21 protein-coding genes are annotated in these 17,939 nt (G+C 57.6%); 14 read left to right on the top strand and 7 right to left on the bottom strand.

The window, feature by feature from the left end; all coding sequences use genetic code 11:
• Positions 1-65: 65 nt before the first annotated feature.
• Positions 66-3,410, bottom strand: a complete 3,345-nt coding sequence (gene carB, locus ACR0BI_RS12855; RefSeq protein ID WP_480562423.1) for a carbamoyl-phosphate synthase large subunit — start codon at positions 3,408-3,410, stop codon at positions 66-68.
• 177 nt (positions 3,411-3,587) lie between these two features.
• On the opposite strand from carB, the gene ACR0BI_RS12860 reads away from it, so the two are divergent.
• From ACR0BI_RS12860 to aspS, 4 genes are all read left to right on the top strand, one after another.
• Positions 3,588-4,715, top strand: a complete 1,128-nt coding sequence (locus ACR0BI_RS12860; protein ID WP_480562497.1) for an aminodeoxychorismate synthase component I — start codon at positions 3,588-3,590, stop codon at positions 4,713-4,715.
• A complete protein-coding gene (locus ACR0BI_RS12865; protein WP_480562422.1) occupies positions 4,670-5,317 on the top strand; it encodes an aminotransferase class IV family protein in 648 nt (215 codons plus the stop codon). The genes ACR0BI_RS12860 and ACR0BI_RS12865 overlap by 46 nt, the downstream gene beginning before the upstream one ends.
• Positions 5,314-5,985 carry a CPBP family intramembrane glutamic endopeptidase gene (locus tag ACR0BI_RS12870; RefSeq protein WP_170609478.1) on the top strand — a complete coding sequence of 224 codons (672 nt, stop codon included), beginning with the start codon at positions 5,314-5,316 and terminating at the stop codon, positions 5,983-5,985. Before ACR0BI_RS12865 ends, ACR0BI_RS12870 begins: the two co-directional genes overlap by 4 nt.
• Before the next feature lie 79 nt (positions 5,986-6,064).
• Positions 6,065-7,840 (top strand): aspartate--tRNA ligase, encoded by a 1,776-nt coding sequence (gene aspS / locus ACR0BI_RS12875; RefSeq protein ID WP_480562421.1) that lies wholly within the window; start codon positions 6,065-6,067, stop codon positions 7,838-7,840.
• 232 nt (positions 7,841-8,072) lie between these two features.
• On the opposite strand, the gene ACR0BI_RS12880 is transcribed toward aspS, so the two are convergent.
• Positions 8,073-8,789, bottom strand: coding sequence for a response regulator (locus ACR0BI_RS12880; protein WP_480562420.1), 717 nt, complete (start codon positions 8,787-8,789; stop codon positions 8,073-8,075).
• 134 nt (positions 8,790-8,923) lie between these two features.
• On the opposite strand from ACR0BI_RS12880, the gene mce reads away from it, so the two are divergent.
• Together mce and ACR0BI_RS12890 are read left to right on the top strand one after the other, a co-directional pair.
• Positions 8,924-9,328 carry a methylmalonyl-CoA epimerase gene (gene mce, locus ACR0BI_RS12885; protein ID WP_480562419.1) on the top strand — a complete coding sequence of 135 codons (405 nt, stop codon included), beginning with the start codon at positions 8,924-8,926 and terminating at the stop codon, positions 9,326-9,328.
• A 5-nt stretch (positions 9,329-9,333) separates the two neighbouring features.
• On the top strand, positions 9,334-9,609 hold the full coding sequence (locus ACR0BI_RS12890) for a DUF1467 family protein (protein ID WP_170392343.1): 276 nt from the start codon (positions 9,334-9,336) through the stop codon (positions 9,607-9,609).
• A gap of 1 nt (position 9,610) precedes the next feature.
• On the opposite strand, the gene ACR0BI_RS12895 is transcribed toward ACR0BI_RS12890, so the two are convergent.
• The 3 genes from ACR0BI_RS12895 to ACR0BI_RS12905 all read right to left on the bottom strand — a co-directional run bounded on the left by ACR0BI_RS12895 (position 9,611) and on the right by ACR0BI_RS12905 (position 11,269).
• Positions 9,611-10,309, bottom strand: coding sequence for an EI24 domain-containing protein (locus tag ACR0BI_RS12895; protein ID WP_170422392.1), 699 nt, complete (start codon positions 10,307-10,309; stop codon positions 9,611-9,613).
• Positions 10,306-10,884 carry a nitroreductase family protein gene (locus ACR0BI_RS12900; protein WP_170661835.1) on the bottom strand — a complete coding sequence of 193 codons (579 nt, stop codon included), beginning with the start codon at positions 10,882-10,884 and terminating at the stop codon, positions 10,306-10,308. The genes ACR0BI_RS12895 and ACR0BI_RS12900 overlap by 4 nt, the downstream gene beginning before the upstream one ends.
• A gap of 136 nt (positions 10,885-11,020) precedes the next feature.
• Positions 11,021-11,269, bottom strand: a complete 249-nt coding sequence (locus ACR0BI_RS12905; RefSeq protein WP_170392337.1) for a hypothetical protein — start codon at positions 11,267-11,269, stop codon at positions 11,021-11,023.
• A gap of 121 nt (positions 11,270-11,390) precedes the next feature.
• Here ACR0BI_RS12905 and ACR0BI_RS12910 point away from each other — a divergent pair, with 121 nt between their 5' ends.
• The 5 genes from ACR0BI_RS12910 (at position 11,391) to ACR0BI_RS12930 (ending at position 13,323) form a co-directional block, all read left to right on the top strand.
• Positions 11,391-12,092, top strand: coding sequence for a M48 family metallopeptidase (locus tag ACR0BI_RS12910; protein ID WP_480562418.1), 702 nt, complete (start codon positions 11,391-11,393; stop codon positions 12,090-12,092).
• Positions 12,092-12,460, top strand: coding sequence for a YigZ family protein (locus ACR0BI_RS12915; RefSeq protein ID WP_170818817.1), 369 nt, complete (start codon positions 12,092-12,094; stop codon positions 12,458-12,460). Before ACR0BI_RS12910 ends, ACR0BI_RS12915 begins: the two co-directional genes overlap by 1 nt.
• Positions 12,461-12,528: 68 nt before the next feature.
• Positions 12,529-12,780, top strand: a complete 252-nt coding sequence (locus ACR0BI_RS12920) for a DUF6455 family protein (RefSeq protein ID WP_170420623.1) — start codon at positions 12,529-12,531, stop codon at positions 12,778-12,780.
• 17 nt (positions 12,781-12,797) lie between these two features.
• Positions 12,798-13,061: a DUF6455 family protein gene (locus ACR0BI_RS12925; protein WP_480439149.1), complete on the top strand. Its 264-nt coding sequence runs from the start codon at positions 12,798-12,800 to the stop codon at positions 13,059-13,061.
• 4 nt (positions 13,062-13,065) lie between these two features.
• Positions 13,066-13,323 carry a DUF6455 family protein gene (locus tag ACR0BI_RS12930; RefSeq protein ID WP_170512454.1) on the top strand — a complete coding sequence of 86 codons (258 nt, stop codon included), beginning with the start codon at positions 13,066-13,068 and terminating at the stop codon, positions 13,321-13,323.
• Positions 13,324-13,326: 3 nt separating this feature from the next.
• Here the strand turns inward: ACR0BI_RS12930 and ACR0BI_RS12935 are convergent, their stop codons facing one another.
• A complete protein-coding gene (locus ACR0BI_RS12935; RefSeq protein ID WP_010441831.1) occupies positions 13,327-13,569 on the bottom strand; it encodes a CDGSH iron-sulfur domain-containing protein in 243 nt (80 codons plus the stop codon).
• A 215-nt stretch (positions 13,570-13,784) separates the two neighbouring features.
• Between ACR0BI_RS12935 and ACR0BI_RS12940 the strand changes: the two genes are divergently transcribed.
• On the top strand, positions 13,785-13,973 hold the full coding sequence (locus tag ACR0BI_RS12940; RefSeq protein ID WP_255611743.1) for a hypothetical protein: 189 nt from the start codon (positions 13,785-13,787) through the stop codon (positions 13,971-13,973).
• 135 nt (positions 13,974-14,108) lie between these two features.
• Complete coding sequence (locus ACR0BI_RS12945; protein ID WP_170401735.1) at positions 14,109-14,465, top strand: diacylglycerol kinase; 357 nt, start codon at positions 14,109-14,111, stop codon at positions 14,463-14,465.
• 16 nt (positions 14,466-14,481) lie between these two features.
• Here the strand turns inward: ACR0BI_RS12945 and rimO are convergent, their stop codons facing one another.
• Positions 14,482-15,879 carry a 30S ribosomal protein S12 methylthiotransferase RimO gene (gene rimO, locus ACR0BI_RS12950; protein WP_170564063.1) on the bottom strand — a complete coding sequence of 466 codons (1,398 nt, stop codon included), beginning with the start codon at positions 15,877-15,879 and terminating at the stop codon, positions 14,482-14,484.
• A gap of 93 nt (positions 15,880-15,972) precedes the next feature.
• Between rimO and ACR0BI_RS12955 the strand changes: the two genes are divergently transcribed.
• Complete coding sequence (locus ACR0BI_RS12955; RefSeq protein ID WP_170647865.1) at positions 15,973-17,901, top strand: AsmA family protein; 1,929 nt, start codon at positions 15,973-15,975, stop codon at positions 17,899-17,901.
• Positions 17,902-17,939: the final 38 nt, after the last annotated feature.

The raw sequence follows: 17,939 nt of genomic DNA on the forward strand, positions 1-17,939 counted from the left end.
AAGGAGGGGAAGAAAAAAGACCCCGGCCGAGGCCGGGGTCCATTCATTCATACCATTGCCGGGGCTTAGCCCTGCAGCGATTTCACCTCAACATCGCCTTCGGCCTGCGCCTTGATCGCCAGCGCGGCGGCATAGCTTGCTGCGGCTGTGGTGTAATAGGGGATCTTGTCATACAGCGCGATCGACCGGATTGATCGGCTGTCTTCCACCGCCTGTGCGCCTTCGGTCGAGTTCATGACCAGCTGCACGCCGCCGTCCTTCATCAGGTCGGTCACATCCGGGCGGCCTTCGTACACCTTGTTGACCACGCCGCACGGCACACTTTCTTCAGTCAGCCAGGCTTGTGTGCCGCGGGTCGCAACAAGCTCAAAGCCTTGCTCAACCAGAACACGCGCTGCTTCGAGCATATCCGGCCCTTTGTCCGCATCCTTGATCGAGATAAACGCACGACCTGCGCTGGGCAGCACCATACCGGCCCCCATTTGTGCTTTCAGGAAAGCGCGCGGGAAGTCGCGATCCCAGCCCATGACCTCTCCGGTCGAACGCATTTCAGGGCCCAGGATGGTGTCAACGCCGGGGAAGCGGGCGAAAGGCAAAACGGCTTCTTTCACCGAGAACCACGGCATGTTCGGGTCGGCCAGCGTCATCTGGTCGGCGATTTTGGTGTCATCGACCGTTTTGTACGGAGGGCGTTTCGGGAAGTTCGCCAGTTTCTCACCGGCCATTACACGCGCAGCGATAGAGGCAATGGCGCTGTCAGTGGCTTTAGCCACAAAAGGCACGGTGCGGCTGGCACGAGGGTTGACCTCAATCAGGTAAATCTCGTCATCCTTGATGGCGAACTGCACGTTCATCAGGCCGACGACATTCAGCGCCTTGGCCAGCTTGAACGCCTGATCCTTAATCTGTTCGATGATCTCTTTCGACAGCGAATAAGGCGGCAGCGAACAGGCCGAGTCGCCCGAGTGCACGCCGGCCTCTTCGATGTGCTGCATGATGCCTGCAACATGCACGTCGTTACCGTCGCACAGCGCGTCCACGTCCAGTTCGACCGCACCGGCCAGATAGCTGTCCAGAAGAACCGGGCTGTCGCCGGATACCACTACGGCCTCATTGATGTAGCGGCGTAGCTGATCCATATCGCGCACGATTTCCATCGCGCGGCCGCCCAGAACATAGGAGGGGCGGATGACCAGCGGGAAGCCGATATCTTCGGCAATCTCCAGCGCCTTTTCGTCGGTCGAGGCGATGCCGTTCTTGGGCTGCTTCAGGCCCAGTTCATTGACCAGCGCCTGGAAACGCTCACGATCTTCGGCGAGGTCGATCGCGTCGGGCGTGGTACCGAGGATCGGGATACCTTCAGCCTCCAACGCATTGGCCAGTTTCAGCGGGGTCTGCCCGCCAAACTGAACGATCACTCCATGCAGCGTGCCGGCTTCCTGTTCCTTCGTAAGGATTTCCATGACGTGTTCGAAGGTCAGCGGCTCGAAATACAAACGGTCCGAGGTGTCATAGTCCGTTGAGACCGTTTCGGGGTTGCAGTTGACCATGATGGTCTCATATCCGGCTTCGGTCAGCGCGAAACAGGCGTGGCAGCAGCAGTAATCGAACTCGATGCCCTGGCCGATCCGGTTCGGACCACCACCAAGGATGACGACCTTTTTGCGGTCGCTTGGACGTGCCTCGCATTCGACCTCACCCATCATCGGGGCTTCGTAGGTCGAGTACATATAGGGGGTCTGCGCCTCGAACTCAGCCGCACAGGTGTCGATGCGTTTGAAGACGGCGTTCACACCCAGATTGCGGCGGGCGCGGCGGACGTTGTCTTCGTCACGGCCGGTCAGATTGCCCAGACGCGCGTCGGTGAATCCAAGCATTTTCAGTTTGCGGATACCGTCCTCGGTAACCGGCAGACCATCTTTGCGCACCTGACGCTCGGCCTCGATGATCTCACGAATGCGGGCCAGGAACCACGGGTCGAACTTGGTGACGCCGAAAATCTCATCGTCGGTCAGGCCGTGACGCATGGCCTGCGCGATTGTGCGCAGACGATCGGGGGTCTGCTGGCTGATCGCCTTGATCACGGCGGCCTTGTCGTCGGCTTCTTCCCAGACTCCGACGTTCAGACCGGGGATTTCGATCTCATCAAAGCCTGTCAGACCCGACTCCATCGAGGCCAGAGCCTTTTGCATCGATTCGTGAATGGTGCGGCCGATTGACATCGCCTCACCCACCGACTTCATGGCGGTGGTCAGATAGGGTTCCGAACCGGGGAATTTCTCAAAGGCAAATTTCGGGATTTTGGTGACAACATAGTCGATGGTCGGCTCGAACGAGGCCGGGGTGACCTTGGTGATGTCATTGTCCAGCTCGTCCAGCGTGTACCCAACGGCCAGTTTTGCGGCGATCTTGGCAATCGGGAAACCGGTCGCCTTCGAGGCCAGCGCAGAAGAGCGCGATACACGCGGATTCATCTCGATCACGACCATGCGGCCATCTACCGGGTTGATCGCCCATTGCACGTTCGAGCCGCCGGTTTCGACGCCGATTTCGCGCAACACGGCAATCGAGTGATTGCGCATGATCTGGTATTCTTTGTCGGTCAGCGTCAGGGCAGGGGCCACGGTGATCGAGTCACCGGTATGCACGCCCATCGGGTCGACGTTTTCGATGGAACACACGATGATGGCGTTGTCAGCGGTGTCGCGCACCACCTCCATCTCGTATTCTTTCCACCCCAGAAGACTTTCATCGATCAGGATCTGACCGACGGGGGACGCATCCATACCCGAGCGGCAAATATGGATATAATCCTCGCGGTTATATGCGACACCGCCGCCGGTGCCGCCCAGCGTAAAGGCGGGGCGGATGATGGCGGGCAAACCAACTGTTTCGAGGGTTTCAAGCGCCAGTGCCACACCGGCGTCGAGATCTTTCTTGCCGTTCTCATCCTTGGGGGCCGTCACGATCTCGGCCTTGGGGTTTTCGATGCCCAACCTATCCATCGCCTCGCGGAACAGGGCGCGGTCTTCGGCCATTTCGATCGCGTCGCGCTTGGCGCCTATCATCTCGACGTTGAACTTATCCAGCACGCCCATCTCTTCCAGCGCCAGCGAGGTGTTCAAGCCGGTCTGTCCGCCCATAGTGGGCAGTAGGGCATCGGGGCGTTCTTTTTCGATGATCTTGGCGACAACTTCGGGCGTGATCGGCTCGATATAGGTCGCATCGGCTAGCCCCGGGTCGGTCATGATCGTTGCAGGGTTCGAGTTCACCAGAATGACCCGATAGCCTTCCTCGCGCAGCGCCTTACACGCCTGAGCGCCGGAATAGTCGAACTCGCAGGCCTGACCGATAACAATGGGGCCTGCCCCGATGATCATGATCGACTGGATGTCGGTTCTTCTCGGCATGGCTTGGCCCCTTCAATTGTCCGCGAGTCAGGGCACCGCCCCAGCGCCCAAATTGTCCTGCGTTATAGGGACCGCGCGAAAAGGTGCAAGAGGTATCGGAAACGGGTTTGAAATTGCCGCTTTCCCCTCTTTCCCTTGGCGCGCTATTCTCTATACCGCGCAGCACGGCAAATGAGGATGCAATTGCGTATTCGTTTCGATCAAGGACCAGCTGGGCGCGGAACCCGGTTTGAGCGTCCGTCCCGGATTATCCGCGCGGATAACGCGGCGGAGGTGCCCCAGGCTCTGGCAGCGCTGGATCAGGCGCGCGCGGATGGGGCCTGGCTGGCAGGGTACGCAAGTTATGAGCTGGGCTACGTGCTAGAACCACGTCTGGCAGACCGGCTGCCAGAAGGACGACGCCTGCCACTACTGTGTTTCGGTGTGTTTGACGCACCGGATCGCGTTGGACTGCCAAAGGCGTCGGGCAGTGTCACTGCGTTTCAGCCCCGCTGGGACGAGGCGCGATATACGCAGGCCTTTCGTACAGTGCATGAGGCGATTGGTGCGGGTGACATTTATCAGGCAAATCTGACCTTCCCAATTGATCTCGATGTAACCGGAGACAGCGTCGCGCTTTATGCGGCGCTTGCGGCTGGTCAACCCGTCGGCCACGGCGCCTTGGTTGAGCAGGAGGGGCTGCCTGATCTGCTGAGCCGCTCGCCCGAACTGTTTTTCCGAACCGACGCCGAGGGCCGGATCGAAACGCGCCCGATGAAGGGAACTCAACCGCGCACCGAGGACCCAGTCGAAGACGAGCGTCGACGCGCTTTTCTGTCTTCGGATGAAAAGAACCGGGCCGAAAATCTGATGATCGTTGATCTGCTGCGCAACGATATTAGCCGGGTCGCGCTGGCCGGATCGGTGAAAGTACCCGAGCTGTTCAAGGTTGAGACCTATGCGACTGTCCATCAGATGGTCTCGCTTGTGCAGGCGCAGTTACACCTTGGCGTAGGCCTTTCGGATATTCTGACCGCCCTGTTCCCGTGCGGATCAATCACCGGAGCGCCAAAGATTCGAGCGATGGAGATCCTGTCCGAACTGGAACCTTGGCCTCGCGATGTTTATTGCGGAACCATCGGTTGGGCGGCCCCGGACGGTCGGTCGGAATTCAACGTGGCCATCCGGACCCTCATGGTTGAAGGCGGCAAGGCGACCCTTAACGTAGGCGGCGGGCTGGTCTGGGACAGCACCGCGCCATCGGAATATGAGGAGGCGCTATGGAAAGCCCGCTTCGCCAACCAACTGAGCCTGATTTCCGTCTGATCGAAACTTTGGCCTACAGGCCGGGGCAGGGGTTCATCAGGCTTGATCGTCATTTGGCCCGCATGGCGCGCACAGCACAGAAGTTCGGCATTGATTTTGACCGAACCGCCGCTTGGACGATTTTGGATGCGAGTTTGGGTGAGATTGCATTGCGCTGCCGTTTGACCTTGGACGCGGATGGCAAATTTGAACTGACGTCCGGAGAATTGGCTGCCAATCCGTCGGTCTGGCGTGTGGATTTGGCCAAACAGAGACTATCATCATCGGATATCTGGCTGGGTTACAAAACGACCCGACGGGCCGTCTATGACATGGCGCGGGCGGGCTTGCCGCTAAGAGTTGATGAGCTTTTGTTTTTGAACGAACGGGATGAGCTTTGCGAGGGCACTATCACGAACCTGTTCCTGACCATGCCCGACGGCAGACGACTGACGCCCTCACTGCGATGCGGATTGCTTCCCGGGGTTTTGCGCGAGGAATTGTTGGATAATAAAGAAGTTACCGAATCCGTTCTGACCTTGACCGATCTAAAAAACGCGCAATCTATCCACTGTGGAAATTCCCTTCGGGGGCTGATCCGTGCGGAGCTTGTGGCACCTTGAGCAAAAATACCGAATGGGTGGAGACCCCTGTTACCAACTCACGCCTCAGGATTGAGTTTGTGCTCTTCTTTGTGGCGGTTCCCATAGCCATCGCGACATTGTTCCCGCCAAACTGGATGTTCCCCTCGCTTTTTGCGTTTACCGGACTGGGCATACTGCTGCTGCAGGATACGCCCGGTTTTTCCTGGGCGGAGCTTTGGTATGGCTGGCGAAACTGGTCGTGGACCGAAGTCTTTGCATTTACCCTGTTCATGGCTACCTTCTGTTCCGCCCTGGTGCTGTGGGCGCGACCGGATGCAGCCTTTGTTTTGCTGCTGCATCGGCCAGAGATGTTGATATTCATCTGTATCGGCTACCCGTTGCTGTCCGCTCTGCCACAAGAGCTGCTTTTCCGCTCTCTCTTTTTCCGACGCTATCACGCGATCCTACCTGAAGGGCGGGCCGCATACCTTTTGAACGCTGGCCTGTTTTCGCTTGCGCACCTCATGTACTGGAGCTGGGTCGTAGCCATCATGACTTTCTTCGGAGGCCTCCTGTTCACCTGGGCCTACCGCAAGCGCGGATCATTCTTTTATGCAGTTCTTCTGCACGCAATTGCCGGTAATATTATCTTTGCGGCAGGGCTGGGCGTCTATTTCTACTCGGGCAACGTGCAAAGGCCGTTTTGACGGCGCGACCCGCCTTGACTTTCCAAGCCTGACGGGGTGTATCGGCGCGACGAATTCTGCGCCCGAAGGGATATGATCCATGCACGCCTATCGCAGCCACACCTGCGCCGTTCTGACCGCCGCCAATGTCGGTGAAACCGTCCGCCTGTCCGGTTGGGTGCATCGTGTCCGAGATCACGGCGGCGTACTGTTCATCGACCTGCGCGACCATTTCGGTGTGACCCAGGTTTTGTGCGACGGCGATAGTGCGGCATTTGCTGAACTGGAAAAGGTACGGTCCGAGTGGTGCATCCGCATCGACGGCACTGTCAAAGCCCGCGACGCTGATCTCATTAACCCGAAATTGCCGACAGGCGAGATCGAGGTTTATGTGCGTGAGCTGGAGGTTCTTGGTGCTGCCGACGAATTGCCGTTGATGGTGTTCGGCGATCAGGAATACCCCGAGGAAACACGTCTGCGCTATCGCTACCTCGACCTAAGACGCGAGGCGATGCAGCAAAACATGACCCTTCGCTCGGACGTTGTCGCATCTATGCGCCGCCGGATGTGGGATCAGGGATTCCGTGAATATCAGACACCGATCATTACCGCATCGTCGCCCGAAGGCGCACGCGACTTTCTGGTCCCCTCGCGACTACATCCGGGCAAGTTCTACGCCCTACCGCAGGCCCCGCAGCAATTCAAACAGCTGATCATGGTGTCGGGCTTCGACAAATATTTCCAGATTGCACCCTGCTTCCGCGATGAAGACCCGCGTGCAGACCGATCGCCCACCGATTTCTATCAACTCGACCTAGAGATGTCGTTCGTCGAGCAGCAGGATGTGTTCGACACCATCCAGCCCGTGCTGACTGGTGTGTTCGAAGAGTTCGGGGGCGGGCGCAAGGTCGATCAGGAGTGGCCGCAGATTTCCTACAAGGACTCAGCCCTATGGTACGGCACCGACAAGCCTGACCTGCGGAACCCCATTAAGATGCAAGTGGTCTCTGACCACTTCCGCGGTTCTGGCTTCGCGATTTTCGCGAAGCTGTTGGAGCAGGAAGGCACCGAAATCCGCGCTATCCCAGCGCCGAGCGGTGGCAGCCGCAAATTCTGTGACCGTATGAACGCATTTGCCCAGAAAGAAGGTCTACCCGGCATGGGCTACATCTTCTGGCGTGATCAGGGCGAGGGTATGGAGGCCGCAGGTCCACTGGCCAAGAACATCGGCCCCGAACGCACCGAGGCGATCCGTCAGCAATTGGGTCTGGGCGTCGGTGATGCCGCGTTCTTCCTGGGTGGTAAGCCAAAAGCCTTTGAAAAGGTGGCCGGAAAGGCCCGTGACGTGATCGGAGATGAACTGAATCTCACCGAGAAAGACCGCTTTGCCTTTGCCTGGATCGTCGATTTCCCGATCTACGAGCAGGACGAAGAAACCGGTGCGATTGATTTCGAACACAACCCCTTCTCGATGCCGCAGGGCGGGATGGACGCTTTGCAGGGCAACCCTCTGGACGTACGCGGGTACCAATATGATCTGGCCTGTAACGGCTACGAATTGGTTTCGGGTGCCATCCGGAACCACAAACCCGAGATCATGCTGAAAGCCTTTGAACTGGCGGGCTATGGTGAAGACGAAGTGAAGTCCCGCTTTGGCGCACTGTTCAATGCCTTCCACTACGGCGCCCCGCCGCACGGCGGCTGTGCCGCAGGTATCGACCGGGTCGTGATGCTGCTGGCGGATGAGGCCAACATCCGCGAGGTCATGATGTTCCCGATGAACCAGCGCGCCGAAGACCTGATGATGGATGCGCCATCCGATCCGACCTCGGATCAGTTGATGGAACTGGGTCTCAGGATCATCCCGCAAGACTAAATCTAGCCGCCCGCCCTGAGCGGGCGGTTTACGTTTGGGGCAGTGCAATACAATCGGTGTATTCGCCGCGCCACGCAAATCTGAGTTGCGTGGTGGTCTCAAAACAAGCTCAACTCAATCCAGTGGATTTGCGGCATCCCGACGATTGCGGATGCTCCTGGCCGTCTGTCGTGTCAGGCGGTAGACCCAGATGCAAAGGATCGATGCGGTAATAAAGTACGCGGTCAGCATCTCAGATCGCCTCTTGCCGCTCGAGCCGATCCTGAACCAGACCCGCAATCCGTGCAGCCTGGGCGGTGACCGGTGTCCCCTGCGCACGAGATTGGGCAAGGTCCCGGGCTGCTTCGGCAAGCACAGTATCTTCGGCGTCTCGCGCAACGCTTTGCAGGAATTGTACCGCATAATCCAACGTGCGCTGATCAGTGGGGCCGGTAAGCACGTCGGCGATATGGGCCATGTCGTCCCGATAGGCCAGCGGATCGGGCTGAACGATATTATCCCTGACGGAATCCAGACCTCCTGGGCGGCGATCTTTGGGCAGAAGTTCAAGTATGGAGGTCTGGAAATAAGCGACCGAGGTCAGGGGTTTGGCCAGAAACCCATCTGCACCTGCGCGTCTGGCGATAACCTGCATGCTGTCATCGCCAGACAGCCCGAGAATGACACCGATGCGGGGTACAGCGTGGGTCATTTCGGCTATCAGGTCAGCGCCGGACCCGTCAGGAAGACCCATATCGACGATCAGGACCGAGGGACGATAGATTTGCAGATGGCGCCGCGCTGATTTCAGACAATCCGCACGACGGATACGCGCACCGCTATGCAAGCACATCAATCGTATTGCATCGCACGCATAGCGGCTGTCTTCGACCACAAGGATTGTTTGGCCCAGCAGCGGTCGCATCTTGGTGGCCAGCGCTGGAGAGGCGAAAGGTCCCGAATCGTCCATGGCAGAACTCCTGTTTAGCAGATGCCTCACGCTAGGAACTTCTGGCTAATACAGGGTTAACGACGATTTGGCGCACTTGTCCTTTGGGTATACTGCCCCCATAACCGCTGCAACGCAGAAGGAAGGAGAGTCCCATGATTGGTTGCCTGAACCACGTAGCCATTGCTGTTCCCGACCTAGAGGCCGCATCGGCCCAGTATCGCAATGCGCTTGGCGCCAAAGTCGGCGCTCCACAGGATGAGCCGGATCATGGGGTCACCGTGGTCTTTATTGAACTACCCAACACCAAGATCGAATTGCTGTATCCGCTGGGTGAGAACAGCCCGATCAACGGGTTTCTGGAAAAGAACCCATCAGGCGGCATCCACCATGTCTGCTATGAGGTCGAGGATATCATCGTAGCACGCGATCATCTGAAAGAGACCGGCGCGCGCGTTCTGGGATCGGGTGAACCCAAGATCGGGGCGCATGGCAAACCGGTGTTGTTCCTGCACCCGAAGGATTTCAACGGCTGCCTCGTTGAGCTGGAGCAGGTCTGAAGTCGATGACCATTACCGCCGCTCTGGTTCTTTTCGCTGTAATTTGGTTTCTGACCTTGCTGATTGTTCTGCCTGTGCGCATCAAAACGCAGGGGGATCTGGGGGATATTGTTCCGGGCACTCATGCGGGTGCGCCGGAAGTCCATCACATGAAGAAGAAGCTGTGGATTACCACCGGGATATCGGTGGTGCTGTGGGCGATCATTGCAGGCATCATTATCTCCGGCGTAATCAGCGTGCGCGATTTCGATTGGCTGAACCAACTGGAACCACGCGAGTAGCTCAGGTTCGGCTACCCGACAGACCGTGATAAATGTGTGTGAAGGTCGCCGCTCCTAGGATCGGGATCAACAGGTTGACCAATGGCACAGAGAGCGGGACCGCCATAAGAATACCGGCGACCCAAATGGTTGTCGCGTGCTTCGCGCGCAGCTTTCGCGCCCCCTCGCGCCCCAGTCGGCGCATCGCAGCCAGGGTGAAATATTCTCTCCCCAGAAGAAACCCGTTCATACCCCAAAAGATAAACAACGCGAATGGCGTGAAGAGTGCATAGAGGATCAATGCCAACAGGTTGGCAACAATCAGTACACCCAGAAAATTGAGCGTATCCCTTAGCGCATCGCCAAAGGGGATGCGCTGAGCCGGCGGCAGACCGGGGTAATGCTTATCCTCAACCGCCTGTGCGACCTCATCCAGAAACATCGAGGTGATGGCTGACGCAACGGGGACCATCAGAAACACCGACAGCACCATCATCAGCAGGAATGATGACACGCTGAGCAGGTCGTTCAACCATGTCACCTCACCCAGTATTGGCAAGGTGGCCTGATCGCCGACCAGCGCGTTGATCAGCCACAAAAATCCGGCATAGGCAGCCACCAACAACGCGAATGTCAGGCCAACACCCAACAGAAGTACCTTGCGGAATCTTGGGTCGCCGATCTGTCCCAGCGCCTGTAGAAACGACTGGATGATGATCATTCGGAAACCCATTGGGTTAGTGCCTCCACATTGGGGCGCGGTCGTTCGGGAGGGGTCGTACCTTCGGTTGCGATATGGATAAAGCCTGCAATCTTCTCGTTTTCGGCCAAGCCAAGCCCCTGTTCGCAAAACTCGCGATCATGCGATTGCCAGCCGGACAACCAATTGGCCCCCCAACCTGCGGCCAGCGCTGCGTTCAGCAGAGCCAGACATACCGCACCCGCTGAATAGGTCTGTTCAATTGCCGGTATCTTGTCAGAAGGTTTCTGCACCTCAATAACAGCAACCGCCAAATGGCCCATTTCGAATTGGCTGCGCGCCTTGGCGATATCTTCGGGCGATTTTCCCAAGGCGAGACCACAAGTTTCTGTAAGATCTGCAAGGCGTTGCATGGCCCCATGCTCGACAACAACAAAACGCCAGGGTTCCAGCTTTCCATGGTCCGGGCTGCGCGCTGCAGCAGTCAGCAGCGGCCTCAGCTCTTCCCGGGTTGGGGCCGGGGCTACCAGCGTTTTGGCCGGACGAGACCGGCGCGCGTGCAGAAAATCCAGCGCAGCTTGGTTCTTCAGGGTCATATGTTAACTTCCTTCACATGGCAGTCTGTATGTCGGAGGCATGCCGTTCTCTTTCAAGGGCAAACTGCTCATCAAAAGGCGACAAATTCAATCTGAATTGCTGCTTGTGATCAGACGCAAGATCCAAAAGGAACCATTAGTCTTTGGTGCTCTCGGACTCACGTATCTGATAAACGCCCTCGGGCAAATCCAGCGCAGCGGCCAGATCGCGTACCTGCTCTGGTGACAGGGTAATCTTCTGGATCTGATCGGTCCGCGGGTCCAACTGCTCAAGTGTGACGCATTCAGCGAAGTTGTTGATGACGACATCCTCTTGCAAAGGCTTTGCGCCTTCGTCCACCAGCGTAATCACCGTCGAGTCGAATTCGTGTTCAATTGAAAACATATGTGCAGAGTGCAGGGCATAAGATCGCAATGCAACCCGTTGCAAGCTGTAATCGGCTGTGGCCCGGCCTTAAATGCCGCGCTATGCTTGTCTGCCGACAGAGTGACCGAAAGGAATGTGAATGCGCCGTCTTGCCCTGTTGCTGGTGATGCTGTTGGCGGCTTGCGATATGTCGCCTGTTATCGCGATCCCGGCCGATCAATGGCAGCCATCGTCATCAGAACAAAAGGACAGGGCGCGCGTATTCGAGCAGGTCAGCCGGGCTGTCGGAACGACCGCAAGCCGGGAATGCCGCCGCCAATCGAGGACTGCCAATTGTGATTTTGTGATTTTGGTTGATCTCTCGTCAAAGGCCCCAGCGAATGCGTTTCAGACCTTGGACAAGGATGGGCGGCCGCTAGTCGTTTTTACACAGCCGATGATCGATGCAACGCAGAACGCGGACGAGATGGCCTTTGTCATGAGCCATGAGGCCGCCCACCATATTTTGGGTCACATCGCCCGGCAGGCGCAGAACGCCAAAGAGAGCGCGCGGATATTCGGTGAACTCGCGCGCAATCAGGGCGCGGACGATGCAGGGATTGAGCGCGCACAGGCGCTGGGTGCTGAGGTCGGGGTGCAGAACTACACGCGTGAGTTCGAATTGGAAGCGGATCGTCTGGGGACACAGATCACTTACGCGGCGGGGTATAATCCGCTGGTCGGGATGGCTTTCTTCCAACGCATTCCTGATCCGGGTGATCGTTTCCTTGCCACGCACCCTCCCAATGCCCAGCGGGTCGACGTTGTGTTGCAAACGGCGCGGGAACTGGGATTACGGTAATGGTCAACTTAACCCGATTGGGTGTCGTTCTCAGTGATCGCGGGTCGAAATATGCTGTGACCGGCGCGGGGGTCACCAGTCGTGCTGATGTCGATGCGGTGCTGGCGGAACTGAAATCCGACAAGGCATATGCGAAGGCAACTCACAACATGTGGGCAGCCATCTTGCCAAACGGTGCGCTCAAGGCCGATGACGGAGAGTCTGGCGCGGCAATGGTCATTTTGCGGATGATGGAGCGGGCCGAGCTGACGGATCACGTAATCATCGTGACACGCTGGTACGGTGGCAAGAAGCTGGGCGGGGACCGCTTTCGCCGCGTGCAGGACGCCACGCGGGCCTATCTGGACCAGCTGGCAACCGGGCATTGACCTGAGTCAAGGGCACTGTGCGGGGCATGCGTTACCCTTTCCATAGAGTGAATGGAAAAGGAAACCGCATGTCTGATCGTGAAACGCTGCGACGTCACGCCGACCTTGTAGATCGGATGGCCACGACGCTGGGCGTAGATTTGCAAGAAGTTGCCATCGAAGGGGCCTTACAGTTCGACGAAATCTCGGACGCGGTATTGCGGTGTACGGAATGCCCGAATCCGGGCCATTGCAAGGCCTTTCTGGCCAAGAACCTGACAGCGCCCGACACACCTGAATACTGCCGCAATCACGAGCTGCTGAACAGGCTCAAGCCGTAACGCCAAAGGGGGGTACCGTGCCACGACTTGGACGGATCATGACCCATCTTCGCCTTGTATTGCGAATGGCACAGGCGACGGGAACCGACCTTGCCACCGCACATCGCGACGGGCACCTGAGCCAACAGGAATGGGCAGATATGGTTCAGCTCTGCCGCGGGTGCGAATGGGCGCGGGCATGCCCAGACTGGTTGAACGAGAACGAAACGGCGGAAAGCGCGCCCTGCACCTGCCCAAACCGGCACAGGTTCGCCACCTTGAGGGTCAGCAAGCAAAGGTGATCAAATGGATCGAACATCACTGGGCGAGATCGAAAAACACTTTTGGCTGACACGCTCGGTCGCGCGATCCTTAGGGATTTCTCTGACCGAAGCAATGGCCGAAGGGAAACTGACACCTGCCGACTACGCTCAGATGGTGACCCGATGCCGGGGCGCAATATGCGACGAACGTTGTCAGATATGGCTTGCCGCACAACAAGGAATGGCTGAGAAAGCACCTGATTTTTGTGCCAATGCTCAGGTTTTGAACGACTTGACCTGACTTTCAGAGCTTATTGTGCGTTCCGTCGCACAACGGAGGATTGGCGCAGTGCTTACAGCCACAAAAAAACACCTTTTTGCTGGCCTCAGCCGTATATTTTACGGGTTCGAACGACGTATCTTTGTGCGAACCGTCGCAAAATGGTTGCCGCTTGGACTTGCCACAGGCGCACCAGAAATAGGTTTTTCCTTCGGTCACTTCGACCGGATAGGGCGATTTCTGGGCGATGATCGGGGCGTCTGACATGTGGCTACTCCGTCTTTGGCTGATGTCGAAGTCAAAGTTTAGGGCTCTTTGTCAAAAAAGGTAGACTGCGAATGAAAACCCGCCTTCCAGCGTGGTTTCGCCTTTATTCACGAATGCGTTATCGATTCGGTTGCCATATGAAATTCTTGGTCCTATTCTGATACCGGCCCCGAAAAACTGGGCAATATCAGAAAAGTAATAGAGGATTGATGGACATGAAACTGAAATTTGCTGCTATCTGCGCCACGGCCGTTGTATTGACTGCGTGCTCGCAGCAAGAGGAACCGACCCCGGTTTACATCCAGCCCGACTATGACAAGTTTGGTACACCCAGTTGCTCGGCAGGCTATGAACTGGCCACAACCGAAGCAGGCCAGACCGTATGTAACCCGGTCACCCAATAAGTATTAAGCAGGCGGTTCTGATCGCAGGGCCGCCTGCGCACCTCTAAAAAGAACACCGCCTTCGAGGCGGTTTTTTCTTGCCTTTCTGCTGTGGGTCGCGGACGTCTTCTTGCAGGACGACTGATAGGAATCCCCATGCGCAAATTCTTTGACCACCTAAAGGATCGTACCCGCTGGAGCTGGCAGGGCCTGGCTGCAACCTGGCGGCAAGAGTATTCGTTTCGTGGGTGGGTTTGGGCCAACCTGATTTCTGCTTTATTGGCGCTTGCACTCCCCCTAGGTACGGCAGAACGGGCGCTGATCCTTGCTCTGGGCATTCTGGTCTTGGTGGCCGAGCTATTTAATACGGCCATCGAGCGTGCCGTCGATCACACCTCGACCGAGCACCACGCGTTGGCGGGGCAAGCCAAGGATGCAGCAAGTGCAGCGGTGGCGTTGTCTGCAGTCGCTGCCGGAGTGGCGTGGATCGTGATTTTGATCGGCTTGCTCTAGGGACAGACGCCTTTCGTTACGCCGAGGGGTGCAAACGCCCCCACAAGTCGTATTCTCCGGCTTCATCTACCTCGACCGTGACGATATCCCCGGGTTTCAGGCCTTCGAAGCCTTCGTCGATAAACAAGTTACCATCGATTTCTGGAGCATCGGCCTTGGTGCGGCAGGTCGCGGCCTCTTCATCCACCTCGTCTACGATGACATCGAGTTTTTGGCCAACCTTTGCTGCCAGCTTGGCCTCAGAAATGGCCTGAGCTTTCTCCATGAAACGCTCCCATCGCTCTTGCTTGACCTCGGCCGGGACATGATCCGGCAGGTCGTTCGAGCGGGCGCCATCGACATTTTCGTACTGGAAACAGCCGACACGATCCAACTGCGCTTCGTCCATCCAGTCCAGAAGCGTCTGGAACTCTGCCTCGGTTTCTCCGGGGTAGCCGACGATGAACGTGGACCGCAAAGTGATATCCGGACAAATAGCGCGCCAGTTGGCAATCTCGTCCAGAGTTTTTGCCCCTGCGGCAGGGCGGGCCATGCGTTTCAGAACATCGGGATGCGCATGTTGGAATGGAATGTCGAGATACGGCAGCACATTGCTACCCGCATCTGCCATCAGCGGGATCAAATCGCGCACATGGGGGTAGGGATAGACGTAATGAAGCCTGACCCACGCATCGAATTGGCCGAGTTCCCGTGCCAGATCGGTGATATGGCTGCGCACCTCCCGATCTTTCCATGGGTTCACGTCATACTTACGATCCAGCCCATAGGCCGAGGTATCCTGTGAGATCACCAGCAGTTCGCGCACGCCGCTGTCGACCAGTTTCTCGGCCTCGCGCAGCACTGCATGGGCCGGGCGGCTTGCGAGTTTACCGCGCATGTCGGGGATGATGCAAAACTTGCACTTATGATTACAGCCCTCGGAAATCTTGAGATAGCTATAGTGGCGCGGGGTAAGTTTGACGCCCGAGGCGGGTAGCAGATCGACATAAGGGTTTGGGTCGGGTGGTACGGCTGCATGTACTGCGTCCAGCACCTGTTCGTACTGATGCGGTCCTGTAACCGCCAGAATGCGCGGATGGTGTTCCCGGATATAGTCAGGCTCAGCCCCCAAACAGCCGGTCACAATGACCTTGCCGTTTTCAACCAATGCCTCGCCAATTGCGTCCAGCGACTCGGCCTTGGCGCTGTCCAGAAACCCGCAGGTATTCACAATAACGGCATCAGCACCCGTGTAGTCCGGCGAAATACCGTACCCCTCGGCCCGCAACCGGGTCAGGATGCGTTCGCTGTCAACCAGCGCTTTTGGACAACCCAGCGACACCATTCCAAGGGTCGGTTGGCCACGGCGGGGTGTCTCGGCGATCCGGGCCTCTGGGGCTAGATCGGGGCGGAGGTTCGGTGGGTTCGTGCTCATGGCCGGGCATATAGAGGGGAAAGCTTCCCCTTGCAAATCCCGCCCGCTCGGGGCTGACTTGAAACAGAGCAGAAAGGCCGGAAAGGCAGACCCATGAAGTGGCTCATTCGTTTTCTATTTCTCATAGTTGCAGCCTTCGGGCTGGTCATTGGTGCCTTGCTGCTGATGCCAGGCGAAAAACTGGCGACAATACTTGCTGAACAAGTAAAGGCGCAAACAGGCCGCGATCTCGCGTTGACCGGTGACGTCAAACTGTCATTTTGGCCGGTATTGGGGATGGAAACCGGCCCTGTGACATTTGGCAATGCGCCTTGGGCCGGGCCGGAACCGATGCTAAGCGCCCAAAGCCTCGCGGTTGGGGTCGATGCCTCGGCGTTGTTGTCTGGGAATATCCGGATCAAACGGGTGTTGGCCGATAGCCCGGTTCTACGCCTTGAACGCGCCGATGGGCGCGGCAACTGGGAGCTGCATCAGCCAGGTAACTCCTCGCAAACGGGCGCTACGGCGCAAGCCGTTGAAAGCCGACCCATCACGCTCGAGCGGTTGGAACTGACCAATGCGCGCCTAATCTATCTTGAGAATGGCGCGGTTAGTATGGATTTTGCCGATGTCGATCTTTCGGCCCGCTGGCCTGACGTAACGGCCCCAATGGAAATGCAAGCCAGTATGTCCGTCCCCGGAGGCAGCGTCGCAGTGGACCTTACTATCCCCGACTTGCCCGCATTTTCCAGCGGCGCTGTCACGCCGTTGCAGCTGAGCCTAACCGCGCCTGGCGGAGATATTCAGTTCTCGGGCCGGGTGAATCTGGCCGGCGAAATGGATGGCAAGACGACGGTCACGGCCAAGGACACCCAAAGGATGCTGGCCGCGTTTGGTCAGGGAGGAGTCACCGTTCCGGAGGGACTAGGACAGGTCGCGAGCGTATCCGGGCAGATGACCTATACCCGGGACGGGCGGATTTCATTGCGCAACATGATCGCGGTTCTGGATCAAAACCGGCTTGAGGGCGAAGCTGATATCCAGATTTCAAATCCGCCCCAGATGACTGCGCGTCTGAACGCAGGTGATCTCGACTTATCGAAGGTAAGCGGAGGCAACGCTTCTGACGGCACCTCAGATACGGAAGGGTGGTCAAAAGCCCCAATTGATGCGTCGTTTCTGGCGCTGGCAAATGGCAAGATCCGCTTGCAAGCCACCTCGATTGCGGTTCCGGGTATGACCTTTGGCAAAAGTGATCTGACACTCAGCCTTGATCGGTCGCGGGCTGTATTGCAGATGCACCCGGCCTCGCTGTTCTCGGGGCAATTGAACGGCCAGGTGGTCGCCAATAATCGCAACGGTCTGTCGGTTGGTGGAAATCTGAAAGCCGCCAATATCGATATCAACGAAGCGCTCGAAACGCTTGGGGATATCAAACGGCTTTCGGGCACCGGTTCAGGCAATCTTGAATTTCTGGGCGTCGGACAGAGCGAAGATCAGATCATGCGATCGCTCAGCGGTAAAGGAGATATCGAGGTCGGGCGGGGCGTTATCTCGGGGCTGGATCTTGACCGCCTTATGGGGCGGGGAAAGGGATCGGGTGGTACGACCGTATTCAACAGCCTTACGGCCAGCTTTACGATGAAGAATGGCGACTTGACCAACAAGGACCTGTTGATGCAGCTGGATAATTTCCGGGCGGACGGTACGGGCCGCATTGGCTTAGGAGCTCGCGATATCGATTATCTGTTCACACCAGTCGCCCTGCGCGCCAACTCAGGGCAGGGGATATCGGTGCCTGTTCGGATCAAAGGCCCGTGGAGCGACCCGTCGATCAAGCCGGACCTTACCAAAGTCATAGAGGCAGCAGCCGAAGGCAAAGTTAAAGAACTGGAAGACGACGCAAAGAAGAAGGTTTTGGAAAAGGTTGGTAAAGAACTGGATACCACGGTGACGGATTCCGATCACATCGAAGACGCGCTGAAGAACAAGCTTGAGGATGAGGCCAAGAAAGGCCTGCTCAAGCTGTTTGGCGGGGATTGATCTAAACGCGATAACAAAGGGCGCCGAAATGGGCGCCC

The organism is Ruegeria sp. E5, assembly GCF_056534105.1.